This is a genomic window from Algoriphagus aurantiacus, assembly GCF_035156405.1.
GTDB classification, from domain to species: domain Bacteria; phylum Bacteroidota; class Bacteroidia; order Cytophagales; family Cyclobacteriaceae; genus Algoriphagus; species Algoriphagus aurantiacus.
In genome coordinates this window covers 44342-69662 of the sequence record NZ_JAXRUT010000017.1, presented here as the reverse complement: position 1 = coordinate 69662, position 25321 = coordinate 44342, and the positions used below count along the sequence as shown (strand labels likewise).

Annotated in this window: 24 protein-coding genes; 9 read left to right on the top strand and 15 right to left on the bottom strand. The window is 40.4% G+C overall.

Going from position 1 to position 25321, the window contains the following annotated elements:
* Positions 1-16: 16 nt before the first annotated feature.
* A complete protein-coding gene (gene lpdA / locus SYJ56_RS16625) occupies positions 17-1414 on the bottom strand; it encodes a dihydrolipoyl dehydrogenase (protein WP_323836013.1) in 1398 nt (465 codons plus the stop codon).
* A gap of 294 nt (positions 1415-1708) precedes the next feature.
* Here lpdA and fabG point away from each other — a divergent pair, with 294 nt between their 5' ends.
* On the top strand, positions 1709-2491 hold the full coding sequence (gene fabG / locus SYJ56_RS16620; RefSeq protein WP_323836011.1) for a 3-oxoacyl-[acyl-carrier-protein] reductase: 783 nt from the start codon (positions 1709-1711) through the stop codon (positions 2489-2491).
* A 104-nt stretch (positions 2492-2595) separates the two neighbouring features.
* On the opposite strand, the gene SYJ56_RS16615 is transcribed toward fabG, so the two are convergent.
* Together SYJ56_RS16615 and SYJ56_RS16610 are read right to left on the bottom strand one after the other, a co-directional pair.
* Complete coding sequence (locus SYJ56_RS16615) at positions 2596-3789, bottom strand: hypothetical protein (RefSeq protein ID WP_323836009.1); 1194 nt, start codon at positions 3787-3789, stop codon at positions 2596-2598.
* Entirely contained in the window at positions 3789-4937 is a 1149-nt protein-coding gene (locus tag SYJ56_RS16610; RefSeq protein ID WP_323836007.1) for a hypothetical protein, read from the bottom strand. Before SYJ56_RS16610 ends, SYJ56_RS16615 begins: the two co-directional genes overlap by 1 nt.
* 428 nt (positions 4938-5365) lie before the next feature.
* Between SYJ56_RS16610 and SYJ56_RS16605 the strand changes: the two genes are divergently transcribed.
* The gene (locus SYJ56_RS16605; protein WP_323836005.1) at positions 5366-6016 is read left to right on the top strand and encodes a hypothetical protein; all 651 of its coding nucleotides are present in this window, start codon (positions 5366-5368) and stop codon (positions 6014-6016) included.
* A 297-nt stretch (positions 6017-6313) separates the two neighbouring features.
* Here the strand turns inward: SYJ56_RS16605 and pruA are convergent, their stop codons facing one another.
* The 3 genes from pruA to SYJ56_RS16590 form a co-directional block, all read right to left on the bottom strand.
* Positions 6314-7951: an L-glutamate gamma-semialdehyde dehydrogenase gene (gene pruA, locus SYJ56_RS16600; protein ID WP_323836003.1), complete on the bottom strand. Its 1638-nt coding sequence runs from the start codon at positions 7949-7951 to the stop codon at positions 6314-6316.
* Positions 7952-8032: 81 nt separating this feature from the next.
* Positions 8033-8728 carry a YjjG family noncanonical pyrimidine nucleotidase gene (locus SYJ56_RS16595; protein WP_323836001.1) on the bottom strand — a complete coding sequence of 232 codons (696 nt, stop codon included), beginning with the start codon at positions 8726-8728 and terminating at the stop codon, positions 8033-8035.
* Positions 8729-8734: 6 nt separating this feature from the next.
* A complete protein-coding gene (locus SYJ56_RS16590) occupies positions 8735-9118 on the bottom strand; it encodes an ArsR/SmtB family transcription factor (RefSeq protein WP_323835999.1) in 384 nt (127 codons plus the stop codon).
* Positions 9119-9269: 151 nt separating this feature from the next.
* Between SYJ56_RS16590 and SYJ56_RS16585 the strand changes: the two genes are divergently transcribed.
* Positions 9270-9878 (top strand): carboxypeptidase-like regulatory domain-containing protein, encoded by a 609-nt coding sequence (locus SYJ56_RS16585; RefSeq protein WP_323836100.1) that lies wholly within the window; start codon positions 9270-9272, stop codon positions 9876-9878.
* Between the two features lie 47 nt (positions 9879-9925).
* Here SYJ56_RS16585 and SYJ56_RS16580 read toward each other — a convergent pair whose 3' ends face one another.
* Together SYJ56_RS16580 and SYJ56_RS16575 are read right to left on the bottom strand one after the other, a co-directional pair.
* Entirely contained in the window at positions 9926-10306 is a 381-nt protein-coding gene (locus tag SYJ56_RS16580; RefSeq protein ID WP_323835997.1) for a GxxExxY protein, read from the bottom strand.
* Between the two features lie 53 nt (positions 10307-10359).
* On the bottom strand, positions 10360-11958 hold the full coding sequence (locus SYJ56_RS16575; protein ID WP_323835995.1) for an aminopeptidase P family protein: 1599 nt from the start codon (positions 11956-11958) through the stop codon (positions 10360-10362).
* Positions 11959-12070: 112 nt separating this feature from the next.
* On the opposite strand from SYJ56_RS16575, the gene pafA reads away from it, so the two are divergent.
* Positions 12071-13705, top strand: coding sequence for an alkaline phosphatase PafA (gene pafA, locus SYJ56_RS16570; RefSeq protein WP_323835993.1), 1635 nt, complete (start codon positions 12071-12073; stop codon positions 13703-13705).
* 82 nt (positions 13706-13787) lie between these two features.
* Here the strand turns inward: pafA and SYJ56_RS16565 are convergent, their stop codons facing one another.
* Complete coding sequence (locus SYJ56_RS16565) at positions 13788-14951, bottom strand: homogentisate 1,2-dioxygenase (protein WP_323835991.1); 1164 nt, start codon at positions 14949-14951, stop codon at positions 13788-13790.
* Between the two features lie 147 nt (positions 14952-15098).
* On the bottom strand, positions 15099-15290 hold the full coding sequence (locus SYJ56_RS16560) for a CsbD family protein (protein WP_323835989.1): 192 nt from the start codon (positions 15288-15290) through the stop codon (positions 15099-15101).
* Positions 15291-15360: 70 nt separating this feature from the next.
* Here SYJ56_RS16560 and SYJ56_RS16555 point away from each other — a divergent pair, with 70 nt between their 5' ends.
* Entirely contained in the window at positions 15361-16158 is a 798-nt protein-coding gene (locus SYJ56_RS16555; RefSeq protein WP_323835987.1) for a glycoside hydrolase family 16 protein, read from the top strand.
* Positions 16159-16287: 129 nt separating this feature from the next.
* Positions 16288-16923: a hypothetical protein gene (locus SYJ56_RS16550; RefSeq protein WP_323835985.1), complete on the top strand. Its 636-nt coding sequence runs from the start codon at positions 16288-16290 to the stop codon at positions 16921-16923.
* A 4-nt stretch (positions 16924-16927) separates the two neighbouring features.
* On the opposite strand, the gene SYJ56_RS16545 is transcribed toward SYJ56_RS16550, so the two are convergent.
* The 5 genes from SYJ56_RS16545 to SYJ56_RS16525 are packed head-to-tail and all read right to left on the bottom strand — an operon-like array spanning position 16928 to position 22262.
* A complete protein-coding gene (locus SYJ56_RS16545) occupies positions 16928-17809 on the bottom strand; it encodes a sugar phosphate isomerase/epimerase family protein (RefSeq protein ID WP_323835983.1) in 882 nt (293 codons plus the stop codon).
* A 51-nt stretch (positions 17810-17860) separates the two neighbouring features.
* Entirely contained in the window at positions 17861-18424 is a 564-nt protein-coding gene (locus tag SYJ56_RS16540; RefSeq protein ID WP_323835981.1) for a gluconate 2-dehydrogenase subunit 3 family protein, read from the bottom strand.
* A gap of 17 nt (positions 18425-18441) precedes the next feature.
* Positions 18442-20121 (bottom strand): GMC family oxidoreductase, encoded by a 1680-nt coding sequence (locus SYJ56_RS16535; protein ID WP_323835979.1) that lies wholly within the window; start codon positions 20119-20121, stop codon positions 18442-18444.
* A 28-nt stretch (positions 20122-20149) separates the two neighbouring features.
* Positions 20150-21028 carry a hydroxypyruvate isomerase family protein gene (locus SYJ56_RS16530; RefSeq protein ID WP_416377809.1) on the bottom strand — a complete coding sequence of 293 codons (879 nt, stop codon included), beginning with the start codon at positions 21026-21028 and terminating at the stop codon, positions 20150-20152.
* A gap of 7 nt (positions 21029-21035) precedes the next feature.
* A complete protein-coding gene (locus tag SYJ56_RS16525) occupies positions 21036-22262 on the bottom strand; it encodes a nucleoside permease (RefSeq protein WP_323835977.1) in 1227 nt (408 codons plus the stop codon).
* Positions 22263-22618: 356 nt separating this feature from the next.
* Here SYJ56_RS16525 and SYJ56_RS16520 point away from each other — a divergent pair, with 356 nt between their 5' ends.
* Genes SYJ56_RS16520 through SYJ56_RS16510 form a run of 3 tightly spaced genes read left to right on the top strand, consistent with a single transcriptional unit; the run spans position 22619 to position 25320 of the window.
* A complete protein-coding gene (locus SYJ56_RS16520; protein WP_323835975.1) occupies positions 22619-23788 on the top strand; it encodes a Gfo/Idh/MocA family protein in 1170 nt (389 codons plus the stop codon).
* A 32-nt stretch (positions 23789-23820) separates the two neighbouring features.
* On the top strand, positions 23821-24873 hold the full coding sequence (locus SYJ56_RS16515; protein ID WP_323835973.1) for a sugar phosphate isomerase/epimerase family protein: 1053 nt from the start codon (positions 23821-23823) through the stop codon (positions 24871-24873).
* Between the two features lie 24 nt (positions 24874-24897).
* Positions 24898-25320: a c-type cytochrome gene (locus SYJ56_RS16510; RefSeq protein ID WP_323835972.1), complete on the top strand. Its 423-nt coding sequence runs from the start codon at positions 24898-24900 to the stop codon at positions 25318-25320.
* Position 25321: the final 1 nt, after the last annotated feature.

Sequence of the window (25321 nt, the reverse complement as noted above, 5' to 3'; positions counted from 1 at the left end):
TTTCAAAATTTTTATATCAAAGGTGAATTACCTCGTCATAAGCAGCGGCCGCGGCCTCCATAATTGCTTCTGACATAGTTGGGTGAGGATGCACCGTTTTGATCAGTTCGTGACCAGTGGTTTCCAGTTTACGGATAGCCACGATCTCAGCGATCATCTCAGTCACATTATTTCCTATCATGTGTGCACCGAGCAATTCACCGTATTTTTTATCAAATACAAGTTTGACAAACCCATCTTTTGCGCCAGATGCAGCGGCTTTTCCTGAAGCAGAGAAAGGGAATTTACCGATTCTCAACTCATATCCTGCTTCCTTGGCCTTCGCTTCAGTCATTCCTACAGAGGCTATCTCAGGAGAGCAATACGTACAGCCTGGAATATTTCCGTAATCCAAAGGATCTGGATTTTGTCCGGCAATTTTCTCTACACAGATAATTCCCTCAGCAGACGCTACGTGTGCCAAAGCCGGTCCAGGGATCACATCGCCGATGGCATAATAGCCTGGCATATTTGTCTTATAGTATTCGTCAACTTTGATTTTGCCTTTATCTACCAAAATTCCTACATCTTCCAACCCAACATTTTCGAGGTTTGAAACAACCCCTGCGGCAGAAAGTACAATATCACACTCTAAAGTCTCTTCGCCTTTGGCAGTTTTCACAGTCACTTTGCAGCCTTCTCCTTTGGTGTCTACAGCAGTAACTTCTGATGAAGTCATGATAGTCATGCCTGCTTTCTTGTATAGCTTTTCCAATGTCTTAGAAACTTCATCATCTTCCACCGGTACGATTCTATCTAAAAATTCAACGATAGTCACCTCTACTCCCATGGTAGCGTAAAAATAAGCGAACTCAATCCCGATAGCTCCGGAACCAACTACAACCATTTTCTTAGGCATCTTATCCAAAGTCATCGCTTCACGATATCCGATAATCTTTTTCTTATCGATCTTCATAGAAGGAAGCTCACGGGATCTAGCACCAGTTGCGATAATGATATTATCCGCAGAATAGATGGTTTTCTTATCCTCACTATCAGTGACCTCAACTTTTTTACCGGGCTGGATTTTTCCCCAACCTTTAACTACTTCGATCTTATTCTTCTTCATAAGGAAGGTAACTCCCTTACTCATTCCGTCTGCTACGCCACGGCTTCTTTTGACAATGCCTGTAAAATCTGCACTGGCATCCTTTACGGTGATGCCATAGTCGGCAGCATGATTGATGTATTCAAATACTTGAGCGCTTTTCAATAATGCTTTAGTGGGAATACAGCCCCAGTTGAGACAAATACCTCCCAATTCCGCAGCTTCTACTACGGCGGTTTTTAGGCCGAGTTGGGAAGCGCGGATTGCGGCTACATAGCCACCAGGCCCACTGCCCACTACGATCAAGTCAAATTTGGTCGAAGACATATCTAAATCTTGGTTTATTACGAATTGAAACTACGCAAAAATAGGCCTTTTGGCTTCAGAAAAAAATTTGGTTTCCATCCGTTTTTGAGGTTGAAAAACTGTTTTAGCTATTCAAACAAGCTTATTTGAAATATATATTCTGTCATTTTATCCAATCATCAAATTATATATCTAATAAACCGTATTTCTCAAATGAATACCTAATAAATCAAGCAAAAGACAAGGGTAATCGACTTTAGAATCGGAAGTTTTAGCTTTTTTTATAATTTTGGCCAAACAAAATTTTAGAACCTCATGGGATTACTATCAGGAAAAACGGCATTGATCACCGGCGCATCTAAAGGTATCGGAAGGGCTATTGCCATTAAATTTGCTCAAGAGGGCGCAAGAGTGGCCTTCACTTATCTCTCAAGTGTAGAAAAAGCCGATTCATTAGAACATGAATTGTTGGCATATAACAATGTAGAAAAAGGATTCGGGCATGGAACTGTCCCGAAAAATGCCATAGGATTTAAATCTGATGCTTCCGATTTTAATTCCGCTGAAGAACTTATCAATAAGGTAGTGGCCGAATTTGGTTCCTTGGATATTCTGGTAAATAACGCAGGTATAACCCGTGATAATCTGTTGATGAGGATGTCAGAAGAGAATTGGGATGAGGTCATCAATACCAATTTAAAATCCTGTTTCAACACCGTAAAAGCCGTTACCCGCACGATGATGAAACAAAAATCTGGTTCTATCATCAATATCACTTCTGTGGTAGGTGTGAAAGGAAATGCTGGTCAAGCAAACTACGCTGCATCAAAAGCCGGTATCATCGGGTTCACTAAGTCAGTGGCCTTGGAACTGGGATCTAGAAATATCAGATGCAATGCTGTAGCTCCTGGATTTATCGAGACTGAAATGACTGAAGTGCTGGACGAAAAAACGGTTCAAGGCTGGAGAGATGGAATTCCGATGAAACGAGGCGGCAAACCAGAAGAAGTGGCTGATGCATGTGTATTCTTAGGGTCTGACATGAGCAGCTATATCTCTGGACAAGTGCTTCAGGTGAATGGCGCGATGCATACTTAAAAATTTGAAATTTTTTATTTGAAATTTGAGATTGAACGGCTGGAGAAATTCAGCCGTTTTTTTTGTCCAAGGTGTCATTTCGAAGGAAGTATGACTGAGAAATCTCAATCTACAAACCCACTCAAATCAATCTTATAAAACTCATATGCATCTTCTGATTCTTGCTCGGGCTTATTGATAAAAAGACCTTCAGATGTCAAAAACCAGTTTTCAACATCTAGCTCTGTTTCAAAGTCAAAAAAGTATTCTCCCTTGGGCTTCCAATCGCCTGAATAGATACTCAAAACATAATGCTTGGTACGCTGAAATTTGGTTTCGCCCGTGCCTGATTCTTTGATCTTTGAGCAGCGGATGTTCAGATCTCGGTAAGAATCATACATAATAAAAATATGCTTTGAAGCATCTTTCGGCTGAACCATCGCTGTCGCGGGATAATCTCCTTGCACAGCTAATGGCTCACTAGGTAAGAAATTAAATTCCAAACTAGTTTTAGGAATGACTTTTTGTTCGAGACTTAATCCTTTCAACTCATATACTTCATTAGAATATGGCCAACCTAGCAGATAACGATCTCTTTTAGAATCATAATCTCCAAACAGAAAAGTGGATGTCATATCTCCCTGAAAAATCTCATAGCCAGTAGGGATTAAGAAATCGCTTGTTTCAATTTCACCGTTTGTTACATTGGTATGTGTCAACCAATTTCGAAAATCTAGAGGAAATTCATATCTAATTTCACCAGCACCCGGCTTATCTCTTCCGTTTACCATGTGAGATGGATTCTGACCAAATTGCAAGCTAGGGTAGTCGAAATTAGCCAATCCCCATCTATACTCAATCAAAATCCAATTGTCAATTGTAAGAGGGATATCTAGTTCAGAGTCCACATAAGACGTTTGGTTTCCCAGAGAATCATAAGTGGCAATATCCCCTTCACCACTAACTAAAAAAATTGTGTTTTTATCATGAACAAAAAATCCTGCAACACCTCCTTTCATAGAATTGGGACCTTCGAACGGAATTTCTACCACATGTTCTTCTTTCCCAGTTTGAGCATTCAAAAAAACAAATCCATATCCTTTAAATTTCCTAGCACTGCGGGAATAAATAAGATAATCTTTTCCTCCTTCGTGAATCACATTAAGATTACCAAATCCTCTCGTGAGAGAATCCTTCTCCAAGCTAAAATCATCCAAAAGCAATTCTTCTATCTTCCCTTGGTAGATTTCATCCTCACCTTTTTGAGAACAGGAAAAAATCAACCCAAACAATAACAATCGGAAATATAACTTTCTCATCAGTCTGCAAATTGTGACAAATCAATCTTATGAAACTCATATGCATCTTCTGATTCTTGCTCGGGTTTGTTGATGAAAAGTCCTTCTGAGGTGGAAAAAATATTTTCAAAACGTGTCCCCTGAGGATAAATCATTTCCAGTTCAGCCCTAAGATTCCACTCAGAATCATAGATTAAAAGTAGATAGGTATTTTCATCCAAATACAATCTTTGACGAGGATCGTTGGTATCTGGGTCAGGCTTCAGCTGCTTCACTAAAGTCATCCTTACATACATTCCTGAGGAAGAATCGTGAATCAGGTGAAGGTTAAGTGCGCCGCCTTGCGGTCTTTCCCAAGAACCTCCGCTCTTGTCACCTATCAATTGGTCAGGAAAATAAGTAACAGGAGTCAAAGAGGTCAGTTTAATTCTCTCAACCACCTGGCAATCCTTTATCCGATAAAGTGAATCTGAATAGGAAAACATCGCCCATGAGTTTCCACTTTCTACCATTCTTACCATTTCAGCGGCTTGGGAGGAATTGGCATAGGACTCATCATAAGGTGCTCTGAAATCAGTTTTGCAAATCCACTTTCCTAGCTCATCAAACTTCACAATCCAAGCAGAAAAATCTAAATCAATCGTATTTTCATCGTTATATAGAGCCACAAAATCAAATGGATTGAATGTAACTTCGTATTCATTATCAGCAACTTGATGCAATGCATTTCCACTCATAGGAAATGAAAAAGAAGTATTCGATTCCAAATCGCTCATGTCCAACTGAAAACTGCTAAAAACCGTGTCACCTTTATAAACATTCGTAAAACCAGTGTGATTAGTAGCTACTATAGTTAATTCATCAAAAGATTTTGAAATGTGAGTTCCTCCTTTCAGTGACATTGGCCCTTCAGTCGGTATCTCAAATGAACCTAATTTTCTGCCAGTTTTAGGATCATAATACATAAAGATCCCATTCCATTGGGTATATACTGCCTCCTTGGATTTATAATTCACCGTGCCTCGAAATCCCATAAACCCAGTCTCAGAATCTCGCTCGAAACTCATCTCTCCTGAGACGAAATCTTCCAGATTTCCCTGAATAGGCTCCTTTTCTTTGGAACATGCAAAAAATACAGGGATCAGGAAAAGCAAATACTGTTTTTTCATTTACGAGATTTTAGAAGGATAACTAAAAATAAAGAAATTTATGGATTCAGAAACAAATTCCTTCAAAGCACTTTATTAACGCTTAATAAAGAAATTATCCAGCTTTGATCAATAAATCGCTGATATGGAAAATAATAGGTGACTATAGCCTGACAATGTATTTGTTAGTATGAAGGTGTGGACACAATAGATTTGCGAAGCTGTAATAAAGAATTTAAAAAAAAACCACAAAATGGTACTATTCTGAGAATCATACTTAGGAGGGAAAATCATCTCTTAAAGAATTTTTTATTATCAAAATTGTGTTTTTAACGTTTTTATTGGTTTAAAATACATATTATTGTTCATGAGATCTGAAATCACCCGATTCTTAACTTATAAATTCTTAAAAAAAATATGTTTTTACCCACAACCAATCTGAAAAAAATATGAAAAAATCAATGTGGTCAACACTGAGCATGATGACTCTAGCTGGATCAGTTTTAATGGCTTCTTGCTCACCCTTTGCGGAGGAGCCGATACAAATTCAGCAAGTTACTGATTCAGAAGCACTTGTCGCACCGGAATCTTTTACAAATCAAAATGCTAGAAAAACTGTAGAAAAAAATTATTTCGAAAGGTTTACCAATCAGCTAACACAAGTAGATGAAAATGGAATTTACACTCCAAATATTCCAGCTTATTTCCCTGGTACTGGTGCAGGGAATGCAAGCCATATGGGCAAAGCTGTTACTTTCCTGAATCAGTATGCTTCGTTTGGGGTTAACGGTTTAGGATCTGTAGGTGCTCCGGTGACGCAGTTTTATTCATCAGAATTAGAAAAATTAGGCATAGTGGTAGATAATCCCGATGTTAGTTCAGTTACAACAGATGGAAAAGGAAATTCAGTTTGGTTTAAAAACAAACAGAATACTATAACTACATCATCTGAAGAAAGAAGTGATTTTGAAGCAGAAGTAGAAATCGTAGGCGGAACAGGAAAATTTGAAAACGCTTCTGGAACTGCAATTGTCACTGGATATTTCAATCCTAAAAATGGTTCAGGAAGCAGTACTATGCAAGGTACTATAGTGTTCTAATGCCTTTTTTATAAAGTTAAAGAACAGTGAAAATTAATGTGCCCCTTAAAAGTTTGATACTTATTAGGGGCATTTCTATGAATTGGAAAAGCAAGTATGATTTTTAAGCTCAAGAGTAAAATAGTTCAGTAGATGAAAGAGCCCGGTACAAAACCGAGCTCTTTTTCTAAATTTTAACTATTCCTAAACTTTCCTAATTCTGGAGCGATCCCCATAAGCTAGCTTTTATGATCATGGTGAACGGGAACTCAAGAATTTAGATCCTTTAGAAGATGTTTAAAAATCTATAGGAATTCATTAATTATCATTCTCCAAAAACGGATACCTGTAATCCACCGGAGAAACGAATGTTTCCTTTAGCGTACGGGGAGAAACCCAACGCAACAAGTTGATCATAGAACCGGCTTTGTCGTTCGTTCCTGAAGCTCTCGCTCCGCCAAACGGCTGCTGTCCTACCACTGCTCCTGTAGGCTTGTCATTGATGTAGAAGTTACCGGCCGCATTTCTAAGTTTGGTAGTTGCCAATTCAACTGCATAGCGATCCTGGGAGAATATAGCGCCCGTCAAGGCATATGGGGAAGTCTGATCGACTAATTCCAACGCTTCCTCAAATCGCTCTGAATCATACACATAGATAGTCAGCACTGGGCCAAAGATCTCTTCACACATCGTGGTGTACATAGGATCTTGAGTCACGATCACTGTTGGTTCGATGAAGTAACCTTTGGACTTGTCATAGCTGCCCCCAGCGATGATTTCCACCGCAGGATTTGCTTTTGCATTATCAATGTATTTCGCAATTTTATCAAAAGACTTCTCGTCAATCACTGCATTGATGAAGTTCGAAAAATCTTCCGTTCCGCCCATTTTCATATCAGACAGATCAGCGATTAGACTTTCTTTCACTTCATCCCAAATATTGGAAGGAATATAAGCACGTGAAGCAGCAGAGCATTTTTGACCTTGGTATTCAAAAGCACCACGGGCTAGGCCTACTGCCACAGCTTTTGGAATCGCAGATTTATGAGCGATCACAAAGTCCTTTCCTCCAGTCTCACCTACAATTCTTGGGTAAGATTTATATTGATGAATGTTGGTTCCTATAGTTTTCCAAATATGCTGGAATACGCCAGTAGAACCTGTAAAGTGAATTCCTGCGAAATCAGGATGCTTGAAAATAACATCGCCCGCAACTGGCCCATCTACATAGATTAAGTTGATTACACCAGCGGGAACACCGGCTTCTTTGAACACCTGCATCAACACGTTTGCCGAATAAACCTGCGTGTAAGCTGGTTTCCAAACGATGGTATTACCCATCATCGCAGCAGAAGCTGGAAGGTTACCTGCAATTGCGGTAAAGTTGAACGGAGTCAAAGCAAACACAAATCCTTCGAGTGGACGCTGCTCCAATCTATTCCAAACACCGTCTCCGGAAACCGGAGGCTGTTGTGCATAGATTTCAGTCATGTATTGCACATTGAAACGCAAGAAGTCGATAAACTCACAAGCTGCATCGATCTCTGCCTGCATAGCATTCTTGGACTGACCTAGCATGGTAGCAGCATTGATTTTTGCACGATATGGACCAGCCAAAAGATCCGCGGCTTTTAAGAAGATGGCTGCTCTTTGTTCCCAAGCTAAGTTCTCCCAAGCTTCTTTGGCACCGAGTGCAGCATCAATTGCTTGCTCTACGTGTGAGGCATCCCCTTCGTGGAAATGACCCAACACGTGCTGATGATCGTGGGGAGGAGACATTTTATGTGTATTGCCAGTTCTGACCTCATCCGAACCAATATACATTGGCACATCAACTTGCTGTGATCTAGCTTCTTTCAGGGCTGCTTGCAATTCTTTTCTCTCGGGACTTCCGGGAGCGTAAGCTTTTACCGGCTCATTCACCGGAATAGGCACATTAAAAAAACCTTTGAGCATGATATCTGGGGTTATGATTTTCTGTTTGGCCAAAGATAACCAGAAGGTTCTATTGGCTGATGCATTTGGAGTAAAAGAACCCTAAAGTAGGTCTTCTAGTTCTCTCAAATGTGAAATAGTATACGTCGGTGTCAAATCAATAGTCTTTCCAAGCGGATTGAAAAACACCTGATCAATACCCGCACTATGAGCTCCTTTGATATCTGAAATTGGATTGTCACCTATCATTAAGCTGTTGCCTTTGTGGGCACCAGCTTGCTCCATAGCATACTGAAAAATCCTTGGATCAGGTTTTTTATGACCCGTAGTCTCAGAAGTCACGACTAACTCAAAGTAATCATTCAGACCGGATGAATTCATTTTCTTAGCCTGACTTTCGTCAAAACCATTTGTGATCACATAAAGCTTGTACTTCGGTTTGAGGTAATCTAGGATCTCAATGGTATGGGGGAAAAGATGGGGCTTACTAGAAGTACGATGCATAAAGTCACCTTCAAATTCTTCAGGAATTACTGCATCTATTATGCCGGCATGAGCAAATATCCTTGGAAATCGTGTGGTTCGCAGCTCATCTTTATGCATTTCACCTTTATCATAGGCGGACCAAAGTTTGAAATTCACTGCATAAAATGAATCTACAAGAACCTTCGGAGATGATATTCCTAGATCTTCTAATTTATAGTGATGGAATAGTTCGGCGAGTGATTCTTGGACATTTCGATCATAGTCCCATAGTGTATGGTCTAAATCGAAGAAGAGGTGTTGGTAAGTTTTCAAGGGGAATTAACGTCGGTACTGATTATTTTGAATTTTATTGATAGCAAGCTCACGGTTGGATTTCAGAATATTAAAGGTTTCCTGATCCTTGATGAGACTTGGGTCTTTCTGTATAAACTTAAAAATCTGATTAATGATTTCGAGATATTCTTCGAGAATGTAATAAAACACCCATTGATCCACTCGCCTGCTCCCTAGAAGCCCTGCATTTTTTAGATATATAAGATGCCTGCTTGTTTTAGTTTGAGTAAAATCAAGAATTAACTCAAAGTCAGAAATCGAAAGTTCTTTATTCAGCATTAGGAGGTGAAAAATCCTGACGCGTGGCTCTTCAGAAAGTGCTTTAAATATTCTAAGCCCGTAGTTTAAACTGATGTTTTTTAGCCGCATTTGTAAGATTTAACGGAGTTTATGAGGGTAAAATAAAAATTCACCCGAAATTAGGGTAATATCGCATCAGAAATAACAGTATTTGCCGTTACATAAAGTCCTCTAATTTGTGAATAATTCATTACTCCTTAGCGCCACCTTTGTTTTCCTAATGGGAATATTTTCAATATCGCTTGATGTGAAAGCTCAAGATGTGCAAGAAAAAAAAGTAATCCAACTTTCTGGTATTATCCTTAATGCTGATAGTACAGATGCAGTGGCAGGTGTGAATATTTACGTACCAACGAAAGGTAGAGGTACTAGTTCGGGCCGCTTTGGTTACTTTTCAATGCCTGTATTAGAAGGTGACTCTGTAGTATTTAGTTTTATAGGATTAAAAAAACAAACCTTCAAAGTACCCGAAACAGTAGAAAGTGACAGAATCAGTTTGATCCTTACGATGCAAGTGGATGAAATAGCCCTGGCCGAAATCGAAGTGATGCCCTATCCTACGGAGGAGGAATTCAAACAAGCAGTGATTGCACTGAATGTAGTAGATCCTATGTCCATCTCTCGGGCAAATATGAGTCCTGAGATGTTACTTCGCTGGGCAGAATCCATGCCTGCCTCGGGCAACGAAAACTTCCGATATTTCCAACAAGGTCAAGCAATTCAAAATCAGGATCTCTACGGTCCAAGAACTCTTAGACTTCTCGATCCCTTCGCATGGGGGCAGTTTATACGATCTATCAAGCGGGGTGATCTAAAGAGAAAGGATTAGGCACTTTAAATCTCTCGCAACGGCGCGACGGCGCAACGACTTGTTTATTATAATCTGTTGACTACTCTCTTTATTCCATCTTTTAAAAGCTCTTCATTGAAATTCAGGAGTAAGCCAAGATTAAATTTTGTAAGCTTGAGATAGGTTAGTAATTGCTTGGGATGTACAGCAACAATCCTTTCTACAGATTTGACTTCAATAATTACCTTCCTTTCTATAATAATATCCGCCCGAAACCCATGGTCGAAAGTTATTTGATCCCATTTAAATGGAATATTGACTTGCGTCTGGACAGTAAGCCCCCTTTTTCTTAATTCATGAGCCAATACTGTTTCATAGACAGATTCAAGTAATCCAGGCCCCAACTCTCTGTGAATATGGAAAGATGCATCCAAAGTAAGTTTAGCTATTTCATCTTCATATAACATTTCAATAATTTCTTTGCGCCGTAGCGCCGTGGCGAGAATTTTCAACTCACATATTAATCGATCTCCGGCAGCACCCACTCCTCCAATACACTAGGAAGTCGCATCATCTCCTCTATCGCTGCGATTGTTCTTGGCGCATCACCTGAGAGATTTACATTGCCATCAGAAGTGATCAAAATATCATCTTCAATTCGTACCGCTATTCCCCACCACTTTGGGTCACAATCTGATCCTTCTGGAATATAGATCCCTGGCTCAATTGTAAAAACGACTCCTTCTTTAAGCGCATCCCTGGTCCCTCGATCATGTACATCCAATCCGATATGGTGACTTGTGCCATGAGGGAAATACATATGGCTTTCTCCCTTTTTAATAATCCCAAGTTTAGCTAGCCCATCATTGATAATTTCACGACCAGCCGCATCGATCTCCTGAAAGGTTGATCCGGGTTTAGAAAGTGCTATTCCAGCTTCTTGCGCTTGATAAACTAGCTCATAAATAGCTTTTTCTTCTTCATTGAATTTACCACTGATAGGAATTGTACGAGTCACATCAGCAGTGTAGCCTCTCCATTCTGCACCCAGGTCCATTAGTAATAATCTATCATTCAAGTCACGCTTATCATTCTCGATGTAATGAAGAATGCAACCGTTATTGCCTCCACCTACAATAGAAGGATAGCCCAATTCTTCCGCTCCATAGCGTTTGTAGATAAACTCATGAACACCTTGTATTTCTCGCTCTGTCATTCCGATTTTCGCAGCTTTCATTACTTCCACTTGTCCTATCGCAGAGATCTTCACTGCTTTCCTCAGCAACGCAATTTCCTCAGAAGTCTTGACCTCACGCAGTGCTCCCATCATATTCCCTAATGAAGTAATGTCTAGCTTTTGCTCAGGGATTTCTTCTTTCACTACCATTCGTTTTTCAGGAGACTCAGCGTTCATGAAAGAGCTAATCAATGGATCCTCCAGCATGCCGGGATATTGGCGTTCATATCGCTTCAGCATTTGAACTACTCGATCAGATGTCTCCAGATCGGAGTCTTTTATCAATTTATAAACCTGCGCACTAACTTCATTAAGCTTTTCGGGATAGGCTGTAGCTTTCTTAAATTCGTCCACCATCTGAATTAAAGGCTGATTGGTACTACTTTCTTCTATTCCTTCCGAAAGGCTAAAGGTTAAAATCTTATCAAAATCTTGAAGATTGATGCCAGATTTTGCGGCAAACTCTGAATTGAGCAATGCTTCTTCAAAGCCCAATTCATTCATCATTCCCTCTACCCCCAATCGCTTGCCATTCCACATTTCAGCCCGTGGATCTCTGTTTTGGACAAAAATCATTTCATCAGCTAGTCCGCCATTAACTTCCCGCTTTTCGCTAAAAATCACGAGCACAGCATTCGGCTCACGAAAACCTGTGAGGTAGAAAAAATCGGTATTAGGGTGATAGATATAATCGACATCATTGGTTCTATTCTTAACAGGATTATTGAAAAACACCGCCACAGAATTGGCTGGCATTAATTTCCTCAATTCGTTTCTTCTTCCCTGATGCCATTCCGAGGTAAGTCCATCTTCAAAATAGGATTGGGAGAAAGCAGTAACTGAGAATACAAGCAAGAACAAGGTCCAAATTGTCTTTTTCATAGTAGTCATATTAGATTAAGAATTCTAATGTCTGCGCTTTTGACCATTTAACAAAGTCTTAATCTACAGATTGAGTCATATCCTTATCTTTGAGCACTAAAAAAATCAAAACATGAGAAAATCCGGGATAGTATTTTTGCTTTTTATTCTGTGCGTAGGTCCTTTGCAAGCTCAGTCGCAAACGGAAAAACCTAAACTTGTCGTCGGCATTATCGTCGATCAGATGCGACAAGAATATTTGTATCGCTTTGCTGACAGGTATTCAGAAGGTGGATTTAAGCGATTGATGAAAGATGGCTTTATGATGAAAAATGGCCATTACAACTATATCCCGACTTATACAGGACCAGGCCATGCATCAGTTTACACAGGCACCACTCCTGCCACCAATGGGATCATCAGTAATAATTGGTACGCGAAGAGCATAGATAAAATGATCTATTGTGCAGAAGACACTACAGTTACTAACATTGGTGGTTCTGCCGAAAATGGCTTTATCAGCCCAAGAAACCTGCTGACTACTACCATTACCGACGAACTTAGAATGTCAACTCAGAAACGATCCAAAGTAGTAGGAATAGCGATCAAAGACCGCGGAGCTAGTCTCCCTGCTGGTCATTTAGGCGATGCTTATTGGTTTGATTCCAACACAGGTGAATTCATGACTTCTTCTTACTACCATGAGAAACTGCCTAACTGGGTTGATAAATTTAATGATAAGAAATTAGTAGACTCCTACCTTTCCCAGACTTGGAACACACTCTATCCAATCGACACGTATAAGGCAAGCATGGTGGATGATAACCCATTCGAGGGTGCATTCAACGGAAAAGAAACGCCAACATTCCCATATGACCTTAAAGAGCTAAGAAAGACTAATGATGAATTTGGCTTGATTTCCTCTACTCCTTTTGGCAATACAATAACGCTAGACTTTGCTCTGGCAGCACTAGAAGGCGAAAAGATGGGAATGGGAGAAGAAACAGATTTCTTGGCCTTGAGCTTTTCCTCTCCTGATTATATAGGCCACCGATTTGGCCCACAATCCAAAGAAATCGAGGACATGTACCTTCGTCTGGATCAGGATATCGAAAGATTGCTGAACTATCTAGACAATACGTACGGCAAAGACCAATATGTAATTTTTCTATCTGCAGATCATGGCGTGGCTGAAATAGCTACACATATGATAAGTGAGAATATCCCTGGTGGAAATATTCGCACAGGTGCTGCAATGACCGAGTTATTAAACTACATCTCTTCAAAGTATGGTGAAGGAAAATGGATTAACAACAGCTCTAATGGCCAGCTTTTCCTTAACCATGAATTGATTCAGGAGAAAGAATTAAACCAGGGAGATTTCGAAAATGAAATTGCTAAGTTCTTATTGAAATTTGATGGCATTAAAGAAGTATATACAGGAACTGCCATGCGAACCAGAGAATTCACCGCAGGTCGTCCAATGCTACTTCAAATGGGATATAACCACAAAGCTTCTGGTGATATTCTTATGATTCTAGAACCGGGATGGCTTGCAGGTGGTGCTACTGGCACTACTCATGGCACAGGTTATTCTTATGATACGAATGTCCCAATCCTTTTCTACGGCTGGAATGTACCTTCCGGAGAAAGCTCTCGCTATGCTACGATCACAGACATTGCGCCTACACTGTCTATGATGCTTGACATTAAGCTTCCCAACGGAACTACCGGACAGCCTATTCTAGAAATCACCGACAAAAAATAAAATCCACACTCCTAAAACAGAAAGCCTCGATTTGCTAAGATCGAGGCTTTCTGCTTTTGAAACTTCTTCACGAGATAAATACTTATTCCGTCCAGCTCATAGGGTAGTCTTCATCTACGAACTCCAGCGCATCTGTCGTAATCTGAAGTGATTTGAAGGTATCAAGCATCACGGCATATTCGTCCGTAGCTTTTGCCCCTATGGATTTTTCTACCGTGCCTGGATGCGGCCCATGCGGTAAACCTCCCATATGAAGTGTAAATGAACCTCTGTCAATTCCTTTCCTACTCATAAACTCACCCTCAGCATAATATAATACCTCATCCGAATCAATATTAGAATGATTGTAAGGAGCAGGAATAGATAGCGGATGGTAATCAAAAAGCCTTGGCACAAATGAGCAAATCACAAATCCCCAAGCTTGGAAAGTCTGATGAACTGGAGGTGGCTGATGAATTCTTCCCGTGATTGGTTCGAAATCATAAATTGAAAGTGCGTAAGGATACAAATACCCATCCCAACCTACGATATCTAATGGGCTGTACGCATAGGAATATTGATGAAGCATTCCTTGCTTTTTGATCTGTACGAGGTAATCTTCCTTTTCCTTTTCCAAATAAAGCTCATGAGGTGGACGAATGTCCCGCTCACAATACGGAGAGTGCTCCAAAAGTTGGCCCACTTCATTCCTATAGCGCTTTACCGTCTCTATAGCTCCTACAGCTTCTATAATTAGTAGTCTGAGTGGTCCTTTTTCCTCAAATTCAAATCTGTAGATTGTTGTACGAGGAATTACAATATAATCTCCCTTATGAACTTCAAGCTTCCCAAACTGAGAATACAACACACCTTCTCCATCATGGACATAGATCAATTCATCGCCGTCAGCATTTTTGAAGTAATAATCCATTTTCCGCTCGCGAGGAGAGCAAATCCCCATCATGACATCAGAGTTCATCATGAGATTTCTACGGGAAGATAAATAATCATCCCCGGTGAACTCCACATCGGAAGTTTTCAAATGGGTCTGATTCAATCCATGCTCTGTAGCTGGTGTCCAAGAATAAGGTTCTGGTTTACCAATGGACTTTACTTGGTTTGGATTATGGATATGGTAAATCGTAGAGTAAATTCCTGAAAAGCCTTTAGAGCTCACCACTTCTTCTTTGTATAGACTGCCGTCGGGCTGTCGGAATTGTGTGTGTCTTTTGGGCGGGATGGTCCCCAGTCTGTGATAGTATGCCATTATTTTTGGGTTTATTTCTTTGGTTAAATTTAAACAATCTATTAAAAGGACTCCGCCTATCAGTTAAAAATGATTCTGTAGGAGTCTTAGAAAAATGAGACATAAAAAAACGGCTTGCGCCACTTTCCTATATTCTGGTATTAGGATTTAATTTTCTTCAAAGAATTCTTTCTTGATCTTGTCTTCAGCTTCACCAGTTCGTTTTTGGATCCTACCTAGTAACTGATCTTCTTTACCTTCTACGTAAGTCAAATCATCGTCGGTTAATTCACCGTACTTTTCTTTTAGCTCTCCCTTTAACGTATTCCAATTTCCTTTTAATTTTAAGTTGGTTGACATAATAAAAGTGGTTTATATTAAACTTTGATTAACTAGTAAGTTGCAAAGGATATACCAAGGCAAGCCCAAAATGAAGACAACCTTTATCCTCCTATTCCTTTTCTATTTATTAAATTCCTGTTTATATGCCCAAAAAGCGCGATTAGTCTGGTCTGATGAGTTTTCTAATAAGGGTTTACCCAATCCTGAAAAATGGACCTACGATGTAGGGGATCATGGCTGGGGCAATGAAGAACTGGAATATTATTCACAAAGTGACCTAAAAAATGTCCGAATTGAAAAAGGGCTATTAACCATCGAAGCACATGCTGACACCTCGCATCCCAAGGGCTACACTTCTGCGCGATTACTCACAAGAGGAAAAGCCGCCTGGCAATATGCCTATATAGAAGTCAAAGCAAAATTACCGCAAGGTCGTGGCACTTGGCCTGCAATCTGGATGCTACCAGAGAAAAATCTTCATGGAGGCTGGCCCAAAAATGGGGAGATCGATATTATGGAGCACGTAGGATATGATCCAGGAAATGTACACGGCACTGTACATACCGAAGCTTTCAATCATACGATTGGTACTCAAAAAGGAGAATCACGACTGGTACCTGATTTCAATACGGAATTCCACACCTACGCCATTGACTGGACAGCGGAAAAAATAGATTTCCTAATTGATGGAGATATTTATTTTACATTTCAAAATACTGGGAATGATTACAAAGAGTGGCCATTTGACCAACCTTTTCATTTGATTTTAAATATAGCTGTTGGCGGTGGCTGGGGCGGTCAGCAAGGCATCGCAACCGACATTTGGCCTCAGCGAATGGAAATAGATTACGTGCGTGTTTACAACAAAAAACCTGAATTAAATTAAAAACAGATAACATTTCCACGGCAGAATTGCATTTGGCAATGAACTTTCCTCTTTAGTTTTAATATCCTTTGGGAAGTAGGTAAGTTATTGTTAACATGACAAAAATAGATAGACCCTAACTATAACTCTATGAAAGAAAATAATGGTAAGCGAAAGAAAATAACTGCACTTGCGATCATCGGTCTATTGATGCTATTGTTTTATGGCAAAAATTTAACGGAACGTCAAGCCTTCAAAAACATAAGCAACACTTTCGCAGAAGTCTATAATGACCGCCTTGTGGTAGAAGGTTATATCTTTAGAATTTCAGAGAATTTATTCAGGATTCAAAAGCTAGTTGATCACTGTAATATCAACTATGACTATTCCAAAGTAGTGGATGAAATTGCTACTCATGAAAAAAACATACTGGTTATAGTTACGGCTTTTGAGAAAACGAATCTTACGGTGAATGAAGAACAATATTTGGCTGATTTCAGAGGCATTATAGAAAATGACCTACAGATAAAAAACTATAGTATGCTTTATTCTGACTCATCAGGAGTGAATATGGATCAGGTGAAGCTATATGATCAAAAAATCAGTAAAGCTCAGCAAGATCTCGACAACTTAAGCAAAATACAGATGGAAGAAGGAGAAAAATTGATCAACAAAGCCAACATCATTATCAATCGTTCCCAGATTTGGTCTCAATTTGAAGTGGCCCTGTTGGTCATTTTAGCACTTGCCTTGTACTTTCTCCTCTTTAGGAAGAAAACATTTTAATAAATCAGATCTTCAATTTAGCTAGATAGGCTGCATTTTTCTCTGCAGCCTCAATAGGATTAGTTTCTACGAATCTCTCTTGTTCTATTATGAAATATTCCATACCGTATTTCTTGGATTTCTTGATGATCTCTCCATAAGGCATTTCACCTAACCCCAATAATACACCACGATCATGTGAATTTCCTCCTTCTGCTTCAGCGTCTTTGACATGGCATAGCTTAAATCTGCCCGGGAATTTGGCTATGTATTCCAATGGATCGTATCCTGCCACAAATGCCCAATACATATCTAACTCGAAATCCACTAAGTCTGGATCTGTATTTTCCATCAAAATATCTTGTGGCAATTGTCCATCAAGCATTTTGAATGTATAATCGTGATTATGGTAAGCAAATTTTAATCCGTGAGAATTAAGAGTTTCTCCGACATCATTGAATCTATCAGCAACTTTTTTCCATTCGTCAAGAGACTTTTGAGCTCCAATGTAAGGGCAGATCAGATATTTCATGCCTACTTCTGCCGCCTGCTCAGCCTGTGCATCCAGATCCTTGAATACATTGGCATGAGAAGAAATAAAATCCACTCCGATGTCACTTAACAAACTCTTGCATTCCGATGGCTGCATACCCCAAAGGATTCCCTTTCCTCCATCGAAACCTTCAAACTGCTTATATCCAAATCCAGCCAGTTTGCGCATTGTACCAGCGGCATCCTTTGCCATTTCCTCTTTCACAGAGTACAATTGAATTCCGAATTTAGAAAGTTTTGCTTTTGCTGGATCTAAAACTCCATTCTTTGCGGATGCAAATTCAAAAGGGAAAAGCACTGCTCCTGCTCCGAGCATTGCCCCCATCTGGAGAAATTTTCTTCTAGGTTTATTCATAAATAGGATGGCCTGCTCTTAATGGGAGCAGGCCTTTTATATAAGGATAGATTAACCAAGAGCGTAAGCTTTATCTCCTTGATTATATGGAATACATGGATCAAATCTTCCAGGAGTTTCCACAAAATTCAACGCTTGCGAAGAACCGATTTCGGAAGTGAAATAACCAAGCACAGTTAAGTCACGAAGCATATTGATTACCTGTGGACTTCTATCTTGTCCACTGGCTTTAAACTCGTCATACATTCCATTCAAATAAGCCAATCTTTCTTCTGCAGGCGCACCTACAAAATCTTTTCCATTAGCAGATTTGAAGTCTTTCCCCAATTTATTAACGCCATCGACAAATGCCTTTTGGCTATCCCCGTCATAGGTGTCCTTCACCATCATTACCATAAATGATCCTATCCCTACTGCTTTGGCTCCCGGTGTATCTGTCTCAGGAATAATGGTATCTCCTATCTCGTCCAAGAAAGCAACATCATCTGGATCAAACTCTAATCCCTCAATTTGGTTATCGGGAGTACAACCTGTCATGACAGCAGTAGCGCCAATCATCGTCCCTCCCATCATTACCATGACGCTTTTCAAAGCGTCTCTTCTATTCATAGTCATAGTCTTTTCGTTTACGATTAGAGATTTTGCTTTTTCAATTCATCTACTGCGAAAGCTGCCGCCCTTGCAGTCAATGCCATGTAAGTAAGTGAAGGGTTCACTGCAGCAGCTGATGTCATGCAAGCTCCATCCGTCACAAATACGTTTTTCGCTTCCCAAACTTGGTTATTCCCATTCAAAACAGAGGTTTTTGGATCACGACCCATTCTTGCTGTTCCCATTTCATGAATACCTTGTCCGAAGGTATATCCACCATCATACTCATTGATGTTTTTGAATCCTGCTACTTCTAGCATCTCAGCCGCATCAGCCATCATATCCTTACGCATTTTGATTTCATTGTCTTTGATCTCAGCATTCATCACCAATGCTTCCATTCCCCACTTATCCTTAACAGTATCGCTGAGCTTGATGGTATTTTCATGATAAGGAAGTATCTCTCCAAAGGCAGTAATCCCCATAGACCATGGTCCTGGCTGTGTGAGGGCTTCCTTCATAGGTGCACCGAAATTCAATTCGGCCACATCACGAGACCATCCACTACGGCTAGCTCCTCCCTGATAACCAAAACCTCGGAGGTAATCTCTTTTATCTCCGTTCACATTTTGGAATCTGGGAATATAAAGTCCTGTTGGTCTTCGTCCAAAATAATATTTATCCTCATAGCCATCCATCGTACCGCTAGCGCCCAATCGGAAATGGTGATCCATCACATTATTACCTAGTTCATCTGAGCTACTTCCCAATCCACCTGGCCAAATATCTGTAGCCGTACGCATAAGGATAGCTGTTGAATTGAAAGCAGAAGCACATAGAAATACAATTTTAGCATCGTATTCTATCGTTTGATTCGTCTCCGCATCCAGTACCTCTACACCTGTAGCTTTCTTGGTGTCTTTATCATAAATCAATTTTCTTACAATAGACCATGGCCTCAAAGTCAGATTTCCAGTCGCTTGAGCAGCAGGCAAAGTAGACGCCTGCGTGCTGAAATATCCGCCGAAAGGACATCCAAGGGAACACTTACTTCGGTATTGACAACCAGGTCTTCCTGGGAGCGGTTCGGTGATATTAGCAGGACGGCCTATTGTCCAAGTTCTAGCATCTTTATAATGTTCTTTGATTTTTGCAGCCGCATCACTCTCTACGCAGTTCATCGGCATTGGGGGCATAAACTCTCCATCCGGAAGAACATCTAATCCGTCCTTGGAACCAGATACCCCAATAAATTTCTCTACATAAGAATACCAAGGAGCAATTTCTTTGTAGCGTATAGGCCAATCTACAGCTACACCTTCCTTTGCATTTGCTTCAAAATCCAAATCAGACCATCGATAAGATTGTCTTCCCCAAAGAAGGGAACGCCCTCCTACCTGATAACCCCGAAACCATGTAAATGGCTTTTCTTCTACGTAAGGAGAGTCATCTTCGTGTGCCCACCAGTCAAGATTCAACTCATTGAGTACATAATCTCTTCTTAGATTTGGATGGTTTTCCAACTGCTCTTGAGTTCTTCTACCACGATGTGGTACTTCCCATGGTGGGAGTGTCGCCGTTTTATAATCTTTGACGTGCTCTACATTAGGCCCTCTTTCGAGAAGCAAAACTTTCAGCCCTTTTTCTGTTAATTCTTTGGCAGCCCAACCGCCGCTTATTCCAGACCCAACTACAATTGCGTCGTATGCTTCATTTGCCATAAATATGGTTTTTAGGTTATCGTTTTATTTAGACATCACAGATCTGAACTCCCTGAGCCAATGCTGCCATCTTATCTTCAGATTTAGGCAAGAATTCATGAGAAACATACCCTTTGAATCCAGTTGCCAGTATTGCCTTCATCACCGCAGGGTAATAAATTTCTTGTGTATCGTCCAATTCATTTCTGCCTGGATTTCCTGCTGTATGGTAATGCCCAAAATATTGGTGATTATCCTGAATGCTTCTGATAAGATCCCCTTCATCGATCTGCATGTGATAAATATCGTAAAGCAATTTGAAATTCTCACTTCCTAATCGCTTACATAACTCAACCCCAAAAGCAGATTTGTTACACAAGTAATCTTTGTGGTTCACTCTACTATTGAGAAGTTCCATCTGAAGAATTACTCCATGCTCTTCAGCCAAAGGGATGATTTTTTCTAGACCGATCTGACAGTTTTTTAAGCCAGTTTCATCGTCCATTCCTCTCCTATTTCCAGAGAAACAAATCAGGTTTTTATATCCTGCTTCTGCTACTTGAGGGATCACCTCTGTATAGTTTTTGATCAATTGCTCATGATACTGTGTTTCACCCCAACCTTCGGAAAGTCCAATTTCAGCTCCGTTACACATAGACGAATCCAGCCCATGCTTCTTCAGGATATGCCAATTACTTGGACCAATTAAGTCTATACCTTTAATACCGATTTTCTTCGCTTCTACACAAAAATCATCAAGGCTATAATCCCGAAAACACCAATGACAGACGCCATGGTTGATATTCCCCTTCAGTTCATAGGGTTTTTCTTCTTTCATTTCGAAAGATGAGAGGGTGCTAAATGCAGCACCGCCAAGCAAAACTTTTTTGAAAGATTCTCTTCTTCCATTGTCAACAGGTTTGGTCATAAGGGTTTTATTGATGTGAATTTATTTGTTCTTTTTTGAAAAGTGCCATGAAAAGTAGCAAAACCAATACAGAAATGCCAGCAGGAATCAACCAAATTGATTCCCAAAGATGTGTTCCTGCTTCATTTGTATAAAATTCTGAGATTAATCCGGCGGCCCAAAAGCCTACCAGCATCCCTACACCGTAGGTAGCCAAAGTGATCAACCCCTGTGCAGAAGACTTGTATTTAGCTCCTGCATGCGAATCGGTATAGATCTGACCACTTACAAAGAAGAAGTCATAACAAATACCATGAAGTGCTATGCCTACCAATAGCATCCAAACGCCTTCATTTGCGTCTCCATATGCAAATAAAGTATAGCGCACCGCCCATGCTAGCATGGCTACTAATAAGGTCTTTTTGATTCCAAATCTGGAAAAAAAGATAGGAAGAGCAAGCATAAACACTACTTCTGAAACCTGACCCATTGCCATTTTTCCAGTGGAATTTTCCAAGCCTATTTCCGTGAGAAAAGGGCTGGTATTTTGATAGTAAAATGCGAGAGGAATGCAGATCAGAATAGAAGAAATAAAGAAAATCGCATAATTCTTATGCTTTAGTAATCGCAATGCATCCAATCCAAGCACTTCGGAAAATTTGAAACTCCCCTCATTTCTTGCTTGAGGCGGAGTATGGGGAAGCATAAAACTAAACAGTCCCAAGGCCAAAGAGCTAATGGCCGCCATCAACCACGTATTTCTCAATAATCCCTCCTTCAATCCTTCTTGACTATCCCAAGACATATAACTAATCAATAAACCAGCGGCGATCCAGCCGATCGTTCCCCAAACACGAATACCGGAGAATTCTTTTGCAGGATCTTTCATCTGGTTAAAAGAGATAGAATTCACCAACGCAAGAGTTGGCATAAATAAGATCATGTAGATCAGCAGTATGGGGAAAAATCCTGAGAAGTCGGTGGAAGTATAGAGCAGATACATCAGCCCCGCTCCTATAGTATGGATCACTCCTAGTATTCTCTGTGCATGAAAATACCGGTCAGCAATCAACCCCACCACAAACGGAGCGATAATGGCTCCGAAGGATTGTGTAGAAAAGGCAAGTGAAATATCCTGATCTTTTGCCAAAAGATTTGACCCCAAAAAAGTCCCCATCGTCACAAACCAAGAGCTCCAGATAAAAAACTCCAAAAACATCATTACGGATAGTCGGAGCTTGGTGTTGATATTCATAGATTTAGAATCAGATTATAGTTGCGATAACTTTTAAGGGTCAGCCAAAGTTTAACTTTAGCCAATTTGAAGTATTTTAGGCATTTCAAACGACTTCCCGATATAAGGACTTCTAACTAACTGGCAAAGCCACTCATACTATGATGGAGCTATTGATCAATTATTCTATCAATTCACTTGAAGACCGACGGTTTTTCCATCCAGAATCAATTATTTCAAGCATTTAATNAAAGCCACTCATACTATGATGGAGCTATTGATCAATTATTCTATCAATTCACTTGAAGACCGACGGTTTTTCCATCCAGAATCAATTATTTCAAGCATTTAATCCTGAATATAAAGTCTTTTCCCATATGTCATCCTCACAAAAATTAAAAATCGGACTAATAGGCGGCGGTCCGGGATCATTTATTGGAGCCATTCATTTAAATGGAGCTTTGATGGACGGGATGTTCGAGTTAGTTGCTGGGGCATTCAGCTCTAATCCAGAAAAGTCAAAACAACGGGGTGAAGAGCTCCTGCTAGATCCATCAAGAGTCTATGCCAATTACGATGAAATGTTTGCCAGAGAGCTGGAACTTCCAGAATCAGATCGAATGGATGTAGTTGTGATCGTCACTCCAAACAATTTGCATTTTGACCCTACGGTAAAAGCACTTAAACGAGGATTCCACGTAGCGTTGGATAAACCCCTTACTCTAAATTATGCTGAGGCGAAAGAATTGCATCATGTCGTCAAGGCTTCGAACAAACGGTTTTTATTGACACACACCTATTCTGGCTATCCGATGATCAAGCAAGCCAAGCAAATGATCACCGAGGGGCAAATCGGAAAAGTGAGAAAAGTCTATGTGGAATACCCTCAGGGTTGGCTTTGGAAATTGTTGGAATCTGAAAACAATAAGCAAGCAAAATGGCGGACTGATCCGAAAAGAAACGGTTTGGCAGGATGTATGGGGGACATTGGCACACATGCATTCCACCTTGCCGAGTATGTGTCTGGAGAAAAAGTATCCCATATTTGTGCTGACCTCTATATTAAGATAGAGGGAAGACCGATTGATGACGATGGTGTGGTGTTGATGAGATTTGAAAATGGTGCTTCTGGAGTATTGACTGCTTCGCAAACAAATACTGGAGTAGAAAGCAATCTGAGAATTCGGGTGTATGGAGAGAAAGGCGGACTTGAATGGGAACAGGAATTAAACAACACCCTTATCGTACGCTGGCCTGACGCACCAGATCAGATTTTTAGAGCTGGTACTGGTTATTTGGGATCACTTGCCAATGAAAACACAAGGACTCCTGCTGGACATCCTGAAGGTTTTATAGAAGCATTTGCCAACTTGTATAGAAACTTTGCCAGATGCATTTATGCAGAGCGAGCAGGAGAAACCCCAAAGCCAGAATGGGAAGACTACCCAGGCATAGAAGACGGAATCCGTGGAATGGCTTTCATTGATCATGTATTGAAAAGTAATGAGTCCGACATCAAGTGGACTCCTTTTGAAGTAGAAAAATAAATTTTTGAACCTAATAATTAAACCTTAGTAAAATGAAGACAATTAAAGGACCCGCGATCTTTCTCGCACAATTTATTGACGACACAGCACCCTTCAATAACCTAAAGAACATTTGCAATTACATGGCCGACCTTGGCTATGCAGGTGTTCAGATCCCCTCTTGGGATCCTCGTATGATTGATTTGCAAAAGGCTGCAGAAAGCAAAACCTATGCAGACGAAATCATCGGCACAGTAAAGGAGGCAGGTTTGGAGATCACCGAACTTTCCACACACCTTCAAGGCCAATTAGTGGCAGTACATCCAGCTTACAATGAATTGTTTGACGGATTTGCGCCAGCTAATTTGAAAGGAAATCTACAAGGTAAAACCGATTGGGCAGTGCAGCAATTGAAATATGCGGCAAAAGCTTCCCAAAACATGGGACTTACAGCACATGCGACCTTCTCAGGAGCATTGATGTGGCACACTGTCTATCCTTGGCCTCAAAGACCAGCTGGACTGGTGGAAACCGGTTTCACGGAATTGGCAAAAAGATGGACTCCTATTCTAGACGAATTCGACAAATATGGCGTGGATGTTTGTTATGAACTTCACCCTGGAGAAGATTTGCACGATGGAGTGACATTTGAAATGTTTCTAGATAAAGTCAATAATCATAAGCGAGCAAACATTCTATATGACCCAAGTCATTTCGTATTGCAGTGCTTGGATTACTTGCAATTCATTGATTTCTACCATGAAAGAATCAAAATGTTCCATGTAAAAGATGCTGAGTTTAATCCTACTGGCAAGCAAGGTGTCTATGGTGGATATCAAGGCTGGGTAGAGCGTGCAGGTCGTTTCAGATCTTTGGGCGATGGACAGGTTGATTTTAGCGGAATTTTTAGCAAACTTTCGCAGTACGATTATGATGGCTGGGCTGTTTTAGAGTGGGAATGTGCCATCAAGCATCCAGAGCAAGGAGCTGCAGAAGGCGCCCCATTTATTGCCTCACACATCATTAACGTCACCGAAAAAGCATTTGATGACTTCGCTGGCAGAGGTGCAGACGAGGAATTCAACAAAAAAATCTTAGGAATTTAAATACTTAAATAATTTATAAAACCAATGAAAATCACAAAACCAATAAACCTTGTCTTAGTAGCTCTGGCAGGATTTACTTTCGCATGTGGCGGTGGAGAAAAAACTGCTGAAACTACAGAAACAGTGGTTGCTCCAGCAGCTCCAGAAAAAGAAATGAGTCTAGAAGAAAAATACCAAGATGATCCGATTTACATCACAGGATTAGCTAAGCTCAAGACTTCAGACTGTACCTCTTGTCATATGGTGGAAAGAAAGATTGTAGGACCTTCCTATGCAGATGTAGCTGCTAAGTATGAAAATACTGAGGAAAATGTCGACTTGCTAGCCAAAAAGGTAATCGAAGGCGGTGTAGGAGTATGGGGTGAAATTCCAATGCCTCCACATCCTGCAGTTACCATAGAAGATGCAAAAGACATGGTACGCTACGTACTCCTATTGAAAAAATAAG

Coding starts and splice junctions, on each gene's coding strand:
- SYJ56_RS16575 (WP_323835995.1), bottom strand. CDS start 11,958: ATGAAAAAGACAATTTGGACCTTGTTCTTGCTTGTATTCTCAGTTACT.
- fabG (WP_323836011.1), top strand. CDS start 1,709: ATGGGATTACTATCAGGAAAAACGGCATTGATCACCGGCGCATCTAAA.
- SYJ56_RS16550 (WP_323835985.1), top strand. CDS start 16,288: ATGAAAGAAAATAATGGTAAGCGAAAGAAAATAACTGCACTTGCGATC.
- SYJ56_RS16590 (WP_323835999.1), bottom strand. CDS start 9,118: ATGCGGCTAAAAAACATCAGTTTAAACTACGGGCTTAGAATATTTAAA.
- SYJ56_RS16580 (WP_323835997.1), bottom strand. CDS start 10,306: ATGTTATATGAAGATGAAATAGCTAAACTTACTTTGGATGCATCTTTC.
- SYJ56_RS16555 (WP_323835987.1), top strand. CDS start 15,361: ATGAAGACAACCTTTATCCTCCTATTCCTTTTCTATTTATTAAATTCC.
- pafA (WP_323835993.1), top strand. CDS start 12,071: ATGAGAAAATCCGGGATAGTATTTTTGCTTTTTATTCTGTGCGTAGGT.
- SYJ56_RS16605 (WP_323836005.1), top strand. CDS start 5,366: ATGAAAAAATCAATGTGGTCAACACTGAGCATGATGACTCTAGCTGGA.
- SYJ56_RS16585 (WP_323836100.1), top strand. CDS start 9,270: ATGGGAATATTTTCAATATCGCTTGATGTGAAAGCTCAAGATGTGCAA.
- SYJ56_RS16510 (WP_323835972.1), top strand. CDS start 24,898: ATGAAAATCACAAAACCAATAAACCTTGTCTTAGTAGCTCTGGCAGGA.
- SYJ56_RS16560 (WP_323835989.1), bottom strand. CDS start 15,290: ATGTCAACCAACTTAAAATTAAAAGGAAATTGGAATACGTTAAAGGGA.
- SYJ56_RS16535 (WP_323835979.1), bottom strand. CDS start 20,121: ATGGCAAATGAAGCATACGACGCAATTGTAGTTGGGTCTGGAATAAGC.
- SYJ56_RS16610 (WP_323836007.1), bottom strand. CDS start 4,937: ATGAAAAAACAGTATTTGCTTTTCCTGATCCCTGTATTTTTTGCATGT.
- pruA (WP_323836003.1), bottom strand. CDS start 7,951: ATGCTCAAAGGTTTTTTTAATGTGCCTATTCCGGTGAATGAGCCGGTA.
- SYJ56_RS16540 (WP_323835981.1), bottom strand. CDS start 18,424: ATGACTATGAATAGAAGAGACGCTTTGAAAAGCGTCATGGTAATGATG.
- lpdA (WP_323836013.1), bottom strand. CDS start 1,414: ATGTCTTCGACCAAATTTGACTTGATCGTAGTGGGCAGTGGGCCTGGT.
- SYJ56_RS16615 (WP_323836009.1), bottom strand. CDS start 3,789: ATGAGAAAGTTATATTTCCGATTGTTATTGTTTGGGTTGATTTTTTCC.
- SYJ56_RS16530 (WP_416377809.1), bottom strand. CDS start 21,028: ATGACCAAACCTGTTGACAATGGAAGAAGAGAATCTTTCAAAAAAGTT.
- SYJ56_RS16515 (WP_323835973.1), top strand. CDS start 23,821: ATGAAGACAATTAAAGGACCCGCGATCTTTCTCGCACAATTTATTGAC.
- SYJ56_RS16520 (WP_323835975.1), top strand. CDS start 22,619: ATGTCATCCTCACAAAAATTAAAAATCGGACTAATAGGCGGCGGTCCG.
- SYJ56_RS16545 (WP_323835983.1), bottom strand. CDS start 17,809: ATGAATAAACCTAGAAGAAAATTTCTCCAGATGGGGGCAATGCTCGGA.
- SYJ56_RS16525 (WP_323835977.1), bottom strand. CDS start 22,262: ATGAATATCAACACCAAGCTCCGACTATCCGTAATGATGTTTTTGGAG.
- SYJ56_RS16565 (WP_323835991.1), bottom strand. CDS start 14,951: ATGGCATACTATCACAGACTGGGGACCATCCCGCCCAAAAGACACACA.